At 58.1% G+C, this 15,202-nt stretch carries 12 protein-coding genes; 4 read left to right on the top strand and 8 right to left on the bottom strand.

The window, feature by feature from the left end; all coding sequences use genetic code 11:
* Nucleotides 1–33: 33 nt before the first annotated feature.
* The 8 genes from spy to AAGR22_RS09730 form a co-directional block, all read right to left on the bottom strand.
* Entirely contained in the window at nt 34–522 is a 489-nt protein-coding gene (gene spy / locus AAGR22_RS09765) for an ATP-independent periplasmic protein-refolding chaperone Spy (protein WP_345831576.1), read from the bottom strand.
* Nucleotides 523–831: 309 nt separating this feature from the next.
* The gene (astE, locus tag AAGR22_RS09760; RefSeq protein WP_067703464.1) at nt 832–1,824 is read right to left on the bottom strand and encodes a succinylglutamate desuccinylase; all 993 of its coding nucleotides are present in this window, start codon (nt 1,822–1,824) and stop codon (nt 832–834) included.
* Nucleotides 1,825–1,908: 84 nt separating this feature from the next.
* Complete coding sequence (astB, locus tag AAGR22_RS09755; RefSeq protein WP_067703460.1) at nt 1,909–3,237, bottom strand: N-succinylarginine dihydrolase; 1,329 nt, start codon at nt 3,235–3,237, stop codon at nt 1,909–1,911.
* Nucleotides 3,234–4,703, bottom strand: a complete 1,470-nt coding sequence (gene astD, locus AAGR22_RS09750) for a succinylglutamate-semialdehyde dehydrogenase (protein WP_345831383.1) — start codon at nt 4,701–4,703, stop codon at nt 3,234–3,236. The genes astB and astD overlap by 4 nt, the downstream gene beginning before the upstream one ends.
* Nucleotides 4,700–5,734, bottom strand: a complete 1,035-nt coding sequence (gene astA, locus AAGR22_RS09745; RefSeq protein WP_067703455.1) for an arginine N-succinyltransferase — start codon at nt 5,732–5,734, stop codon at nt 4,700–4,702. The genes astD and astA overlap by 4 nt, the downstream gene beginning before the upstream one ends.
* Nucleotides 5,731–6,951: a bifunctional succinylornithine transaminase/acetylornithine transaminase gene (locus AAGR22_RS09740; protein WP_345831382.1), complete on the bottom strand. Its 1,221-nt coding sequence runs from the start codon at nt 6,949–6,951 to the stop codon at nt 5,731–5,733. The genes astA and AAGR22_RS09740 overlap by 4 nt, the downstream gene beginning before the upstream one ends.
* Before the next feature lie 638 nt (nt 6,952–7,589).
* Nucleotides 7,590–8,495 (bottom strand): bestrophin family ion channel, encoded by a 906-nt coding sequence (locus AAGR22_RS09735; RefSeq protein WP_067703446.1) that lies wholly within the window; start codon nt 8,493–8,495, stop codon nt 7,590–7,592.
* Nucleotides 8,496–8,770: 275 nt separating this feature from the next.
* Nucleotides 8,771–10,174 carry a YchO/YchP family invasin gene (locus AAGR22_RS09730; protein WP_345831575.1) on the bottom strand — a complete coding sequence of 468 codons (1,404 nt, stop codon included), beginning with the start codon at nt 10,172–10,174 and terminating at the stop codon, nt 8,771–8,773.
* Between the two features lie 270 nt (nt 10,175–10,444).
* Here AAGR22_RS09730 and AAGR22_RS09725 point away from each other — a divergent pair, with 270 nt between their 5' ends.
* From AAGR22_RS09725 to tssM, 4 genes are all read left to right on the top strand, one after another.
* Nucleotides 10,445–10,996 carry a YbhB/YbcL family Raf kinase inhibitor-like protein gene (locus tag AAGR22_RS09725; RefSeq protein ID WP_345831381.1) on the top strand — a complete coding sequence of 184 codons (552 nt, stop codon included), beginning with the start codon at nt 10,445–10,447 and terminating at the stop codon, nt 10,994–10,996.
* 250 nt (nt 10,997–11,246) lie between these two features.
* A complete protein-coding gene (locus AAGR22_RS09720) occupies nt 11,247–11,744 on the top strand; it encodes an SH3 domain-containing protein (RefSeq protein WP_156484947.1) in 498 nt (165 codons plus the stop codon).
* A 114-nt stretch (nt 11,745–11,858) separates the two neighbouring features.
* A complete protein-coding gene (gene icmH, locus AAGR22_RS09715; protein WP_345831380.1) occupies nt 11,859–13,088 on the top strand; it encodes a type IVB secretion system protein IcmH/DotU in 1,230 nt (409 codons plus the stop codon).
* Nucleotides 13,088–15,181: a type VI secretion system membrane subunit TssM gene (tssM, locus tag AAGR22_RS09710; protein ID WP_067703435.1), complete on the top strand. Its 2,094-nt coding sequence runs from the start codon at nt 13,088–13,090 to the stop codon at nt 15,179–15,181. The genes icmH and tssM overlap by 1 nt, the downstream gene beginning before the upstream one ends.
* Nucleotides 15,182–15,202 lie beyond the last annotated feature (21 nt).

The following is a 15,202-nucleotide window of genomic DNA, read 5'->3' as shown; positions in this document are numbered from 1 at the left end:
GCGACCGCTAAGCGTTGATTACGTCGCTAAGACTTAATCGTCAGCAGGAGGCATTTTGCCTTCGTGGTGCGGTTTTTCAGCCAGACGCTTTTCGAAGTTCTGGTTGAACTGTTTTTTCTGCTCAGGCGTCAGCACGTTGTACAGTTTGTTTTGCGTTTCCATCATTTTCAGCGCTCGGCCTTTGCCGTCTGCCGCCATCTGGGTGGCCTGAGCTTCGGCTTTAGCCTGGTCGAAGCTGTCAGAGGCGATAATGTCATGCATCGCGCGGCGCTCTTCCAGCGATGGACGCTTCATGTCTTTGTGTGCGTTATCCATGATGGTACGCATCTGCTGCTTCTGTGCATCGGTCAGATTCAGCCCTTTAAACATTTCATGCATACCACCATGACGCGGCGGCTGGTGCATCATCGGCTTGTCGGCACCGGCCGGTGGCGGGGTCAGCGTATCAGCCGCAGCGTGAACGATATTAGCGGCGCCCAGGGCCAGAGTCATGGCGATTACGGTAGAAGTTAATTTACGCATCATTTTTATCCTTACTTTTCGGTTCTGAGGCGACAGCTTTGTCGCGATGTCGGAACTCAGTTTAGTGCGCTGAACGTCAAGTACGCTGAGCGTGAGTAAAGCCCTGAAAGCATAAAAGACAAATTAGCGCCAATCATGAAGAGAATGCGAAGATTACCGTGAGGAATTGCTAAGAAGTATGAATTTAAAGGGATTAATGCAGAAAGAGTGGAGAAGTGTAATACAAACGCAAATAGCTGGAAAGGAAAAAGTAAGGGGCGTTAACCCCTGGAGTACGCAACAGAGTGGAGCGCCATTGCGCGCTGCTATTTAGCGTAGCGCCTGATTATGCGCATTGTCCTCAACCAGCATCAGGCCCGCCCGCTGCCCCAGCGCAACGTCAGGATTAGGGAACATCACATATTCCCGCGCCTGTTGCACGTAGTAGCGCTTTTCACCATCTTCTGCCAGCAGCGTCCCCTGAGGGAAGACGGTAAAGTTCAGAGTTTCACGGCTCATATGTAGCCTGAAATCATCCGTCTGGCGGGTCAGCTGCTGGGATACCCGATAGCGGAGCGGCGGTTCCCCCACCTCGGGCAGGCTGCCTCCGGTCAGTATGGCCCTTAGCGCCTGATGCGTCGCGGCGAACTGGCTGAGATCGTTACTGCCGAAAGGGAGCGCCTTACCCAGTTCGAGCGTACAGCTTGCTGCGCCAAAGTGGCGGGAGCTGTAGTGGGTGAAAGTACCTCCCGGTGCACGATGAAATACCAGCGCCTCCAGCCCGGCGGCGGCCAGCCAGTGCAGAAAATCGTCCGGCCATGGCGTTTCGCGCATCGGCATAACGCCAAAGCGGGTATGCCAGGATCCACGGATTGCCGTATGCAGGTCAAGATGCCAGCGGATCTCGTCGCTGTTGCCCGCCTGCCAGAAGGTCTCCATCGCCTGCTCAAGGCGCCATGCGCGTCGCGCCTCCATGCAGTCTTCATACTGCTGCCAGCGGCCGCCGAACAGCCGGTTCAGGTCGCAGCGAAGATAGCGTTTATCTGCCCGCAGCGCAGTGGGATTACCATAGACCACCAGCAGGCGCGGAAGCAGCGGCAAATCGCCCGCCAGCAGCTCACTGACCAGTGCATTGAGGATCTCGACCGGGGCCGTTTCATTGCCGTGAATGCCCGCCGAGATAACTACCGCCTGGGTAGTCGCCTCCAGCGGCGTGATTTCGAGGATGCCGTCGTCGAGCCACTGCCACTGCATAAATGCATTGCGACCCGCGCGGGGGGATGGACGTTCACCGCTAAGCGTTAATGTAAGCAAGTCCAGCATGCATTCTCCTTGTTATGAATTTGTGCTCCTTTGTCGGGCTCAGACGCGCGGCTCTTCAGGAGACGCGCGTCGCTTCATCCGTGATTACTGCTGAAAATTATAGACATTCCCTAAGTTTAGCACTTTTGTGAGCTCATCGAGCGCCTGACGTCCCTCTGTTAGCAGCTGCGGATCGGCCAGGTCAGCCGGTGAAAGGCGATCGCGGTAGTGACGGGCCACCCAGTCGTTAAGCGTGGTAAACAGCCTGTCATTCATCATCACGGCTGGATTAACCGCCGCGTACTCTGCCGCGTTTAGCACCACGCGCAGGCGCAGGCAGGCGGGCCCACCGCCGTTAAACATACTTTCGCGCAGGTCAAATACCTTTAGCTCGTCCACCGGGCCCCCACTCTCCACCAGCCCGCTCAGATAGCGCCAGACGCCCGCATGCTGTCGGGCCTCTTCCGGCAGCACCAGCAGCATTTTACCGTCAGCCTTGCTCAGCAGCTGGCTGTTAAACAGATAGGTGGAGACGGCATCGCCCACGCTCACCTCGTTATCCGGCACGACCAGCGGGGTAAAGCCCGGCACATTTTCTTTCAGTTCGTCCAGCAGCCGGGGCTGGTTCAGAAAAGCCCGCTGATGGCAAAAAAGAACCTGCTGGTTACTCACGGCGATAACATCGTTATGAAATACGCCTTTATCAATGACGTCAGGATCCTGCTGTGCAAAAAAAGTCCGTTTGGCATCGAGCTGGTGGAGCCTGGCCACGGCCTCGCTGGCCTCACGCGTTTGACGGGCGGGATAGCGTGTCGGTGCCAGGCCCCCCGCCCCCTCCGCGCGGCCGTAGACAAAGAGCTGAACGCCAGGTTCGCCATATCCGGCGCTAAAGCGGTTGTGGTTAGCAGCGCCTTCATCACCAAACATCCCCACCTGCGGGAGCGCATCATGAACGGTAAAGTGCGCGCCGTCACGGAATATAGCCCGCAGCAGCGCCGCCGTGGTGGGTGCTTCCATCGCCCGATGAAACTTGTTGTTAAGGTTGGCTACCGTCAGATGGACGCGCCCGTCGGCGCTGTCCGCCGAGGGGGAGACGGTCGCCGCATTGGCGACCCACATTGCCGAAGCCGAGCTCGCTGCCGAGAGCAGCGCCGGTGCCTGCGATGCCGCCTTCGCGATGACCTGCGCATCGCTGCCGGTAAAGCCAATCTGGCGCAGTGCGCCGACGTTAGGTCGCTCGTGGGGCGGGATCACCCCCTGCGCAAAGCCCCTGTCCGCCAGTGCCTTCATTTTCAGTAGCCCCTGCTGGGCTGCCAGCCGCGGATTTGACATCTGGTGTTGATGACGGGTGGAGGCTTCATTGCCAAACGACAGCCCGGCGTAGTGGTGCGTCAGCCCCGGCAGCCCGTCAAAGTTAACCTCGCGCGCGCTCATTGCGGCTCCTCCCCAACGCTAAAATCCAGGCCAGGCGACAGCTGATCCGGGAGCGTCAGGCTGTCAGACTCCAGCGAGGCCATCGGCCAGGCACAGTAGTCGGCGGCGTAGAATGCGCTGGCGCGGTGGTTACCGGACGCGCCAACGCCGCCAAAGGGCGCGCTGCTGGCTGCGCCGGTCAGCGGTTTATTCCAGTTAACAATCCCCGCGCGGGCTTCAATCAGCAGACGGTCAAACAGGTCACGCTGCGGGGAGATCAGGCCGCATGAGAGGCCATAGCGGGTGTTATTGGCCAGGCGGATCGCCTGGTCGAAATCGTCATAGCGCACCACCGACAGCAGCGGGCCAAAAACCTCTTCGTCCGGGACGTTTTTTAGCGAGGTGATATCCATGATGCCCGGCGTCAGGATCGCGCTGCTGCGATCGGGCCAGCGCATCGGCAGCAGGACCTTACCCCCTGCATCAATTCGCGTTTGCCATTCACTGTAAATATGCTCTGCTGCCTGGCGTGAAATCACGCTGCCCATAAAGGGCTGGGGTTCATCATCCCAACGGCCAGTCTGGATACGCCCGGCAACCTCAACCAGGCGCGCCAGAAAAGCGTCACCCTGCGCACCGCGCTTAACCAGCATGCGTCGGGCACAGGTACAGCGCTGTCCGGCAGTAATAAAGGCCGACTGGATAGCAATATGCACGGCGGCATCAATATCCTCCGGGTCCTCGACGATAAGGGCATTATTCCCCCCCATTTCCAGCGCCAGCATTTTATCAGGCTGACCGGCAAACTGGCGGTGCAGCTGGAAACCGGTCGCGGCGCTGCCGGTAAACAGCAGGCCGTCTATATGCGCATCCTGCGCCAGCGCCTGTCCAGTGTCCCGGCCGCCCTGCACCATATTTAGCACGCCGTCAGGCAGTCCGGCGCTCATCCACAGGCGGACGGTTTTTTCAGCGGTGACGGGCGTCAGCTCACTCGGCTTCAAGACCACCGTATTCCCGGCCAGCAGGGCGGGTACAATATGGCCGTTTGGCAGATGCCCCGGGAAATTGTAGGGGCCAAACACCGCCATTACGCCGTGGGGGCGGTGGCGCAGCGCGCTTTCGCCGGAGAGGGTTTCCCCGGTGCGTGCGTGCCAGGCCTTAACGGATATTGCCACCTTATTGATCATTGCCTGTACTTCGGTACGGGCTTCCCAGCGGGGTTTCCCGGTTTCCTGCGCAATCGCTGTGGCCAGATCCTCGCTGTTCTTTTCCAGTAGCGCAGCAAACTTCTCCGCAATGGCCTGGCGCTCGGTAAAGGGCCGCCGCGCCCAGCCCACAAAAGCCGCGCGCGCTGCCTCGCAGGCTGAAGAAACCTGCCCTTTGCTGGCGGCCTGGCCCTGCCACAGCGTCTCACCGCCGACCGGGTCGGTTTTGGTGAATTTCTCTGCGGCCCCGGTAAGCCATTGTCCATTAATGCAGTGGGTCATGCTTTTTTCTCCTCAGGGCTTAGGGTAACTACGCGCAGGCTGTCGCCCGGCTGGCATTGCAGGGCTTCTGCCTGCTCGGGGCTGAGAGTGATGCTTTCCAGGCGCGGGTCGGCGTTCACCAGGATCGCCCGGAAATCCTGATAGCGATCGTTACCGACCAGGCACAGGGGCAGAGACTCACTGCCCTCCTCCCCGACTTCCACCGTCTGCCGATGGCTTTTACGGATAGCCCGGACGCGGTCAATGTCGCACTCCAGCGTCGGGCCTCCGTCAAAAATGTCAACGTAGTCGTTATAGCGAAAGCCCTCTGATTCCAGCACGGCACGGGCGGGCGCGGTTTGCGGGTGAGTCTGGCCAATCACGCTTTGCGCCTCTGCCGACAGATAATCCAGATAGAGCGGGTGCTTCGGCATCAGCTCGGCGATAAACGCTTTCTGCCCGGTGCCGCACAGATAATCCGCTTCGCTGAAGGACATGGAGAAAAAGCGGCTGCCAACGCTCTCCCAGAACGGCGAGTGCCCGTGTTCATCAATCACGCCGCGCATTTCGGCCACCACCTTTTGCATAAAGCGATCGCGAAAGGCGGCCATAAACAGAAAGCGCGATTTCGACAGCAGATAGCCGTTTTTGCCATTACGGTGATCGGGATCGAGGAACAGGGTGCAGAGCTCGCTGCTGCCGGTGTGGTCGTTGCTGAGCGACAGCGTCGGCAGCGAGTTGTAGACATTTAACTCGCGGGAGGCATGCACCTGCGTACCCACGCGAAAGTTATACCAGGGATCCTGCAACCCGACGGCCACTTCAATCGCACAAATACCCACGGCCCTGCCGCTTTCACTCTCCTCCAGCACAAAGACATACCCCTGTTCGGCGCGCGGCAGCTCGCCCTGCCAGGTAAGCAGCGAGCGATCGATACGTGCCGCCAGAGTGGCGCTGTCGGCAGGCAGTGACGTCAGCCCGCCGCCCGTCTTGCCCGCCAGCAGCAACAGTTGCGCGAGATCGTCACGCTCAACCGGGCGAATAAGCATCATGATTGCGCTCCGTCGATCACCGCGCGACAGGCTTTTTCAAAGCGGGCCAGCCCCTCTTTTACTTCGGCTTCGCTAATAATCAGCGACGGCGCAAAGCGGATGACGCTGGCACCGGCAATCAATACCATTAGCCCTTCGCGTGCGGCGGCCTGGTTGAACAATTTTGCCTGACCGCTGTAGTCCTGATTCAGCACGCAGCCGAGAAGCAGTCCGAGGCCGCGGATCTCGCTGAACAGGTGTAGCCGCTGATTGATCTCATTCAGCCCTTCAGCAAACCAACGGTGACGCTCGGCAACACCCGCCATCACCTCAGGACGGTTAATCAGCTCCATCACTTTCCCCCCCACGGCCCCGGCCAGCGGGTTACCGCCATAGGTGGTACCGTGGGTACCGACGCCCAGTACGCGGGCATACTTTTCAGTGGTGAGCATCGCGCCAATGGGAAAGCCGCCTCCCAGCGCCTTCGCGGTGGTCAGCACATCTGGCGTCACGCCGTAGTGCATATAGGCGTAAAGCGAACCGGTACGGCCAACGCCGCTCTGGACTTCATCGAAAATCAACAGGGCCTGATGCTTATCACACAGCTCACGCAGCCCCTGCAGAAAAGCCGGTCCGGCAGGCACCACGCCGCCTTCACCCTGGATGGGTTCAACGATGACCGCGCAGGTTGCATCGTCGATCATCGCTGCCGCAGAGGCCAGGTCATTAAATACCGCGTGGCGGATGCCGCCGGGCAGCGGGGCAAAGTCTTTTGAATAAGCCGGCTGGCCCCCGGCGGTGACGGTAAACAGCGTGCGACCGTGAAAAGCATTACTGAAGGCAACGATGCCACTCTTCTCTTCGCCCACGGCATCATGAGCCACCTTACGGGCCAGCTTAAGCGCTGCCTCATTAGCCTCTGCCCCGGAATTACAGAAGAACACGCGTTCGGCAAAAGTGGCGTCAATTAACCGTTTCGCCAGCTTCAGCACCGGTTCATTGGTGTAGCCGTTACCGGTATGCCACAGCAGCGCCGCCTGCTGCACCAGCGCCTGCTGGAGTTCCGGATGAGCATGCCCGAGCGCATTAACGGCAATGCCGCCCGCAAAATCAATATACGACTTTCCCTGTTGGTCCCACAGCGTTGAGCCCGATGCACGTACGGGGATAAAGCCGGCAGGGGCATAGGTAGGAACAATCCATTGGTCAAAGTTTGCGCGGGTAACTTCTGATTGCATGACGGCCTCTGTTTTCAGCGCCCACCGAAAGGTGAACTAAAGGTTTAATTTATGTTAATAAAATGATTCATCACAGCTTCACTGTAATTTGCACAGTTCATGCCAGCCAGCGAATAAATTGCATAAATCACTTTACCTGACACAATATCAATAAGTTACCGGTCATCATTATTCACTAATAATGCATAAAAAGTGAATAAAACTACGGCAGGCGCAGGTTTGCCGAATAAAAAACAGAGGATTTATGCATTCAGAAAATAAAATATCGCTTTTGTGATCGGAGCGGAGATTGGCGCCTTCCAATCAGGGAGTTATGCACCTCTTTGACGCGTACTGCACTGTTTGGAGGCACGAGCCCGGTCTCAGGCATGAGCATGGTCGCAGGCGCGTGCATGGTTTCATGCATGAGCATGGTCTCAGGCATGAGGTGAATCGCAGGCGTGAGAGGGGTCGGGGCTGTGAAAATGATTGCAGCCGCGAGAATGATTAGGGGCGTGAAAAGGGTCTACTCCGGCCTGAGATCAGCAATAGTGCGCATCAGGCCAGGGCTTTAAACATTGGCGCTAGTCAGCCCTGGTCCTGGTCCTGGCTTTGGCTCTGGCTAAGGCTAAGGCTCAGGCTCAGGTTCAGGTTCAGGCTCAGGTCAGACGATAGTGCGCGTCGGGGACGGGCGTAGCCGGCAGGTCGCGCTGGTTATTCATCTCCAGCAGGTTGATTTCGATATTGGTGCACAAGGCGTCCATCGGCAGGTGATTATTGGCGTAGCCAAAGGGCATCTCCAGCTCTTCGGCCAGCGTATCCAGCGAGAGAAAGCTGTAGGCGATAAACACCGACACCAGCGGCGTCATGTAGTGCAGATCTGGCACCAGTGCAAACGGCAGCAGCGTACAGAAAAGGTAGACCGTGCGATGCAGCAGCAGACCGTAGGCAAACGGCAGCGGCATGCTGGCCAGCCGCTCGCAGCCACCCAGTACCTGAGAAAGCTGGTGGATGCTGTTATCCAGCTGGGCAAAGACAATATCGGATACCGCACCGCTGCGGCGAAGATCGCCCAGCCACTGGGAAATTTTCATTTCGATAGCGTTAGTCGGCGCACGGCGGCGCAGGACGTCTTCGGCCTCATCCCCGAGATAGCGCTGCAAATCCTCCCGTGGATCGGTCCGTCGCAGCTGGTGCTTGAGGCTGTAGCAAAATGCCATCAGCAGCGCGGTGACCCGCGTGGCATCCGCCGGTGAAATCGCATGCACCTGACGCAGCAGGGTTCTGCTGGCAATCAGCAGGCCGCCCCAGAGCTGACGGGCTTCGGTCAGACGCGCATAGCAGACGCTGTTGCGAAACCCGAGGAATATGGCGATGGAGACCCCCAGCAGGCTGAACGGCGCCAGGGTCAGCTTAACCCCCAGCGTTTCGTACCAGTCGAGGCAAAAGATCGCCACAATCGACATCAGTAGATTAAGGGCAAGTCGGAACAGGATGCCGGGCAGCACGGAGCCGTGCCAGGAGAACAGACGGACAAACCAGTGACGCGATGGGCGAAGGATCATAGTAATCGGCTGCGTGGTGTTTTTTGAAATTCTGGCAAATTACCCTGACTATTCACAGCTGTTTTTTGTGATTTTACTCACATTTTTTAGCCTGGGCGATCTTGACAGCCTGTCTCAGCCAGGCTTCTCCCGCGCCAGACCACCAGGCTGCGTATCAACGCCTGGCCCCCTCATATCGCAAGGCTGAGCATCCTTTATGGCCGGACAATCACAGCTATGGCCGGACAATCATCACAGCGGCAGGACAATCATCACAGCGGCAGGATGAGCATCACCTAGGGTGCCATGAGATCGAAAGTCGGCGGCCTATCGTCCTGCAGCGTCACCGGCGGCACCAGCTTAAGCGTTATCCAGTTCGAGGTCACACGCTGCTGCCTGCTGTCCTCGAGGGTGACGGAGAGGTGATAAGTATTTGTGGCATCCGGGGAGCTGTCCCAGGCTGGAATAATAATGCTCCATCCTTGCGGATCAAGATTGTTCCCCGGCGGCGTCAGGCTTAGCGCCTGCGTGTCGCCCTGCCAGTTAACGGCCTGAAGCGGGTTAGCGTTGCGGATTTGCAGCCGCAGCGGCAGCGTTTCGCCCGGCTGGACCTGCCAGGGCGGCGTGGCCAGGAATACCGACAGCGTTTTGCGCTGACGAAAGGCCATTACCGGCGTGTCATTGCGGTTAACCTCATCGTAACGGCTGCCGCTCAGCGAGCGCGCCGCCGCGACATTTTCGGCCGAAAGCTGTTTGCTCAGCGCGACGCCAATCTGGTAGTTCATTTTTAAACCAAACTGATCCTGGGTTTCACCGGTATCGGCGGTTTTATGGGTGGCGGTAAAGGTAAAGAGCGGCACCGGCGTGTAGCTTACGCCAAGCTCGATAGCCGACGGGTTATTACCCTGCGTACCGCTGTTAAACAGGTCAATGTTGTTACCCAGATACTGCTCGTAGCTTAGCGAAACGCCCAGCTGGCGATAGAATGGCAGATAGCCCTTGCTGGTGATGTCGTAGCCGCGCGCCAGCCGCATTTGCCCATATTCACTGCGATCCCGCCAGCCGGAAAGCGGCTGATAATAGTTGGCGGAAAAACGCAGGAAGTCGCCCCAGGCCTCCGCGCCCAGCGATCCTCGCTGCTGATGGGATTCAAACATCTGGTCAATAAAACCGTTATATCCCAGCCGCCAGTTGCCCGCCAGCCAGCGCTGGCCCACGCCAGCATTGCCCACTACGCCATAATCCGTCTGCTCAACACCGACCTGACTGAAGGTCAGATACTGATAGTTGTCCTGCCAGGGGGTAACCAGCTGAGCCGAGGTTCCCGCAAAGCTGCCATGCAGGTCGACTTTCAGCGACAGATCGGCATGACCATAAGGAGAGAGTAGTCGCTCTCCCCCATTCTCAGCCCGTTGGGCGGCTTCGTCGCGAAAATGATTAAACGCCCACTGCCCCGCCTGATTACCGAGCGATTTGTCGGAGTCGCTGTCCATGCTGGCCTCGCCAATACTCTTCACCGCTTCCGCAATGCGCTTTTCGGTGGCGCTGTCTGCGGCCGTCGTGCTGCCAAGGTCGGGCAGCGAAGCGTTCAGGTCGCTGAACCTGGCAGGATCGTCAAAGGGCGCGTCGGCAACCCGCGTTTCCGTCATCATCGCCAGAACGTCAGGACAAACGATGGCCGCGGAGAATAACGCCAGCATCGGTATGCGGTTCAAAAGATAAAGGGCATTGAGTCTGCTCATAACCTCACTAATTTCTGCTAGCACAGTTTTCTGATTAAAAATGCAGGCTTTCTCACAAAATCATTCGACGTTTACTTTAGCATATTTCTCTGACTGCGCGGGCAGTGCCACGCTGAAAGCGGCGGTGGTTCAGCCAGGATATTGTTCCGTGTCAGACGATCGCGGTTGCGGTGGTGGATAACGGGATTATCGTCCAGGCTTTATTTCCACCCGTTCAGGAGTTATCCGATGAAGAAAATAGTGCTCTCTGCTTCACTGCTGCTCTGTGCCAGCGCCCTGAGTGCCGCGCCGGTTTTTACCCTGGTCTCGCCCGACTTTAACGATAACGCGCTGCTGGCAAAAAAGTTTGCTGGTAACACGCCTGGTAACGTCAGCTGCACCGGTGAAGGCATCTCACCCGCGCTGGGCTGGTCCTCTCCCCCCGCGCTGACCAAAAGCTTTGCGCTGACGATAACCGATCCGGTGGGTGCCAAAGGCCTTGGTGTCGATCATCTGGTTGCTTACAACATTGCCCCCCAGCAGACGCAATTCTCTCAGGGCGAGCTCGCCCAGGGTAAGGGCTTCACCGGCGGCAAAAATAGCATCGGGACGCAACGCTACGCTGGCCCCTGCCCCCCCGCAGGCAGCGGCGCGCATCACTATAACTTCACGCTTATCGCCACCGATCTTGCGCCTGATGCGCTGCCCGAAGGGCTCACGCGAGACGCGCTGATGGCAAGGCTCAAAGGGCATGTGCTGGGGGCGACGGGGCTGATTGGCCGCTATGGCAATGGTCTGTAGCCCTGGCGATTTTTCAGGTTTCAGGAACAAAAATGTCCCCCTCTTCTCAGGCCCGCAATAACATGTAATCTTGCGGGCCGCAATGGTTCCCAATCCCAAAAGTGTCAGGTAAACTGACTGCGGTTTTATCTTTCTGTAAACGTGAATGATTTTTTGTGCGGCTGCGTGCGGTTTTTTCACCTGCCGGTAAAAAAATCATTTTTAAACCGCTGGATTATCAGACTCACTGATGAGACTCACGAGGAGCACTGTGAAAACAAGCATTGCGTTAACCCTGCTGGCAGCACTGACCCTGAGCGGATGTAAAGCGCCTCCCCCCGCTGTGACGGATGACACCCTGGTGACCAGTGAAGTTGACGGCGTCAGGCTGACGCATCGCTATGCCGTTCAGGCCCCCCACGCCTTTACGCCAGTGAATGAAACTTACCGTGCGCTATACGCTGCCTCGGTAATGCCTCGCCCGGAGTTTGGCGGGAAAATTGTACGCTATCTGGATAACGGCAAGCCCTTTACCGTGCTCGGTGAAGTTGAAAATCACTGGCTGGCGATTGCGGACGACGACAGCCAGCAGCTCATTGGCTATGTTCCTTTTAAGGCTGGCGTAAAGGCGGACCTCTACGATGCAACGGTGCGCAGCGATCGTCCGCGCCCGCGCAAAAATACGAATGCGAAAAAAGTCTGTGTGGATGTCGGTGGGCAGAGTAAAGCCTGTCGCAATAACAGCACGGCCACGTGGATTCTGGAATAGATGTTGTTTCACCCCGGATCAATGTGAGTCAGGACAGGCGATGATTCTCTATTCGATGATAAGCACAGGGTGGCTGCCCCGCAGCTGCCCCCTGGCTGAGACAGTGATATCCTGATGACACTGGAAAATACGACCGACCTCCCAACCTCTGTCAGCCAGGATAATCCGCTGCTAGCCGCCGCCTCGCCGCTGCTGAATGCGATTGTGCAAATCCGCCTGTCGGCAACGCATGACGACCCCGCCGGTCTGCGCCAGCAGCTGATTGATGAGATCCGCCAGTTTGAATCCCGCAGCAAGCGAGCTGGCCTGCCTTTCGACATGATTATGGGCGCCCGCTACTGCCTGTGCAGCGTTCTGGATGAAGCCGCCGCGCAGACGCCGTGGGGAACGCGCGGCATCTGGTCCGGTAATGGCCTGCTGATCACCTTTCATAATGAAAGCTGGGGCGGGGAGAAGGTCTTTCAGCTCCTGTCACGGATTTCACAAACGCCGACGCAGCATTTATGGCTGCTGGAGGTTATCCACTACATTCTGTTACTGGGATATGAGGGCCGCTACCGGAGTATCGATCAGGGCCGCACTCAGCGTGACGGGGTGCGAAGCCGCCTGGGACAACTGATCGCTAATACGCGTGGCGTCCAGCCTCCGCTACCCGCCATGCAGCCCCTGCTTCCCACCGTGCAGCATAGCCTGTGGCGGCCGCCCGTGCCGCTCTGGGCCTGTATCACCCTGACCGCCTTTATCGCCTGCCTGATCTACACCGGGCTGAACTGGCGGCTGGGTAACGCGGCGGAACCTCTGCTGCGCGCTATCTGGGAAACGCCGCTGCCGAAAGGCGAAATTGGCCGTCGCAGTGCGTCAAGCCAGGCCCTGCTGGATCTGCGCGATCGGCTGGGCGACCTGATATCTGCCCGCCAGCTCGACGTAACGGATGGTACGGAAGGCAGCAGGGTGATTATTCCCCTGGATACGCTCTTTTCCCGTGACGGCAGCGACCTGATGCCTCAGGGACGGGCGATTATCTCCCGGGTGGCGGCGGCGATGGACAGCATCCAGGGCCGCGTGCTGGTCAGCGTCTTCACCGATGACCGCCCTGCCCGCAACAGCCATTACTCCTCAAACTATGAATCATCCCAGGCGCAGGCGCAGGTGATTACTGCCCGGCTGCACCAGCAGATGAAGCAGCCTGGCCACACCATCCGGGGTGAAGGGAGAGGCGACAGCAGTCCGCTTCTGCCTAACGACAGCATTGAGAACCGTACGCTAAACCGACGGGTGGAAATCACGCTGCTTCCTGCACCACAGATACAGGCCAGCACCACCAGCAAAACGGGAAAATACTGATGCCAGGCGCCCTCTCAACCCTGTTCTTAAGCCGACTGTTGTGGAGTTTCATCGGCATTACCGCGCTCTCCGCGCTGATCTGGATCATGGGTCCGCTGCTCTCCTTCAGCGGTATGCACTGGCTGGAAAGCAGCATGAACCGCCAGGTGGTCATAGGGATGTGCTATTTCCTGTGGATCATGTTTCAGCTTATCCCGCAGCTTTATCGGACCTGGTTCAACAATAAACTGCTGACTAATTTGCAAAAGCAGAGCGTCGATCACGCTGAACAGGCCGCCACGGAAGAGCTGTTAAGCAGCCGCTTTAACGAAGCGGCCACGCTGCTGAAAAAAGCCCATTTCCCGACGCGCCAGCAGAAAAAATCGCAGGGCTGGCTGTCGCGCGTTAGCGCACAGCATCTGTATCAGCTGCCCTGGTACATGATCGTAGGCGCGCCGGGAGCCGGTAAAACGACCGCGCTGATTAATTCCGGTTTACAGTTTCCTCTTAGTGACAGCCTGGGTAAAACTGCGCTGCGCGGCGTGGGTGGCACCCGCCACTGCGACTGGTGGTTTACCGATGAAGCCGTGCTGCTTGATACCGCAGGCCGCTATACGCTTCAGGAAAGTCAGCGGGCGCGCGATGCCAGTGAATGGCAGACCTTTATCACGCTGCTTAAACGCTACCGTACCCGCCAGCCGATTAACGGCGTGATTATGACCATCAGCGTGGCCGACCTGCTGAGTGATTCAGCTGAGGCACGCTTTGCCCAGGCCACCGCACTGCGTCAGCGCATGGCGGAGCTGCACCAGCAAACCGGTATTCATTTTCCGGTCTACATCATGGTGACGAAGACGGATTTGCTGAAGGGCTTTATGAGCTACTTTTCCAGACTGGATAAGGATCAGCGCGAACAGGTGTGGGGCTTTACCTTTCCCTGGAGTGCGCAGAGAGAGAGCGAAGCCGCACTTCACACCCTGTTCGACAGCCAGTTCAGAGCGCTATCCAGCCGTCTGACAGACAATCTTGCGGGGATTATGGCCGAAGAGAGGGATCTCGCCCTGCGCGCCGAGAGTTTTCTGTTCCCGCAGGAGTTTGCCACGCTGCGTACGCTGCTGGCGGAATACCTTGATATCGTCTTTTCTGCCGATAACGAGCCCGTCTCGTGGCCGGTACGCGGGGTGTTTTTCACCAGCGGAACGCAGGAAGGTCTGCCGTTCGACCGCATTATGGGTCAGCTAACCCGCAAGCTACAGCTGCCGCAACCCGGCTCCCACTCCATCGCCAGCTGGGACCAGGTTAATCGCAGTGCTCCCATTCCAGCCAACAAAGGCCAGGGCTACTTTATCCACCAGCTATTGAGCGGGATTATTTTTCAGGAGAGCGCCCTGGCGGGAAGCGATCGCTCATGGGAGCACAGAAATCGCCTGCTGCACTGGGCAGGATATGCCTCAATGGCGCTGGCGCTGGTGATCGCCACCCTGCTGTGGGGCACCAGCTACTATAAAAATCAGCAATATTTGCAGCAGGTTGATATGCGATTAAAACCGATCAATCAGCAGGCAAAAGGGCTGGTCAGCAGCAACAGCGGCGATATCCTGGATCTGCTACCCTTTTTAAACGGTCTGATCGCCCTGCCGCAAAGCAACCAGTTTTCCCTGGATGCGCCACCTCTGAGCATGCGTGCCGGGCTGTACCGGGGCAATCAGGTGAGCGACGCCGCCTGGGGCATTTATCAGAATGCGCTGAAAACGCTGCTGCTGCCGCGTGTGGCACAGACGATAACGGCCACGCTGCGCAATGATAATGGTCAGGATAGCGAGTTCAGCCGTAATGCGCTGCGCGCCTATCAGATGCTATATCAGCCCAGAAGCTATGACGGCGAGTTTCTGCGCGGCTGGGTGATGCAAAATCTTCAGCGTAGCCTGCCTGCCGACGTGACCACGCGCCAGCTGCAACAGCTTGACTGGCACCTCAGCCAGCTGCTTGACCGTCAGATTCTGACTTCGCCGTATGCGCGGGACAATGTTCTGATGATGGGAAGGTTGTCGCTAAAACTGAACGGTACCGATCCTCAGCCTGCTGCGCCCGCCGCCGAACAGGGCTCGCAGTAATTGATCGCTAATGAATAAGGC

This window comes from Erwinia sp. HDF1-3R (assembly GCF_039621855.1).
Classification (GTDB): domain Bacteria; phylum Pseudomonadota; class Gammaproteobacteria; order Enterobacterales; family Enterobacteriaceae; genus Erwinia.
This window is presented reverse-complemented; position numbering and strand designations above follow the sequence as displayed.

Excerpts from the sequence above, each read along its gene's own strand:
- spy (WP_345831576.1), bottom strand. The coding sequence starts at position 522 with ATGCGTAAATTAACTTCTACCGTAATCGCCATGACTCTGGCCCTGGGC.
- astE (WP_067703464.1), bottom strand. The coding sequence starts at position 1,824 with ATGCTGGACTTGCTTACATTAACGCTTAGCGGTGAACGTCCATCCCCC.
- astB (WP_067703460.1), bottom strand. The coding sequence starts at position 3,237 with ATGAGCGCGCGCGAGGTTAACTTTGACGGGCTGCCGGGGCTGACGCAC.
- astD (WP_345831383.1), bottom strand. The coding sequence starts at position 4,703 with ATGACCCACTGCATTAATGGACAATGGCTTACCGGGGCCGCAGAGAAA.
- astA (WP_067703455.1), bottom strand. The coding sequence starts at position 5,734 with ATGATGCTTATTCGCCCGGTTGAGCGTGACGATCTCGCGCAACTGTTG.
- AAGR22_RS09740 (WP_345831382.1), bottom strand. The coding sequence starts at position 6,951 with ATGCAATCAGAAGTTACCCGCGCAAACTTTGACCAATGGATTGTTCCT.
- AAGR22_RS09735 (WP_067703446.1), bottom strand. The coding sequence starts at position 8,495 with ATGATCCTTCGCCCATCGCGTCACTGGTTTGTCCGTCTGTTCTCCTGG.
- AAGR22_RS09730 (WP_345831575.1), bottom strand. The coding sequence starts at position 10,174 with ATGCTGGCGTTATTCTCCGCGGCCATCGTTTGTCCTGACGTTCTGGCG.
- AAGR22_RS09725 (WP_345831381.1), top strand. The coding sequence starts at position 10,445 with ATGAAGAAAATAGTGCTCTCTGCTTCACTGCTGCTCTGTGCCAGCGCC.
- icmH (WP_345831380.1), top strand. The coding sequence starts at position 11,859 with ATGACACTGGAAAATACGACCGACCTCCCAACCTCTGTCAGCCAGGAT.
- tssM (WP_067703435.1), top strand. The coding sequence starts at position 13,088 with ATGCCAGGCGCCCTCTCAACCCTGTTCTTAAGCCGACTGTTGTGGAGT.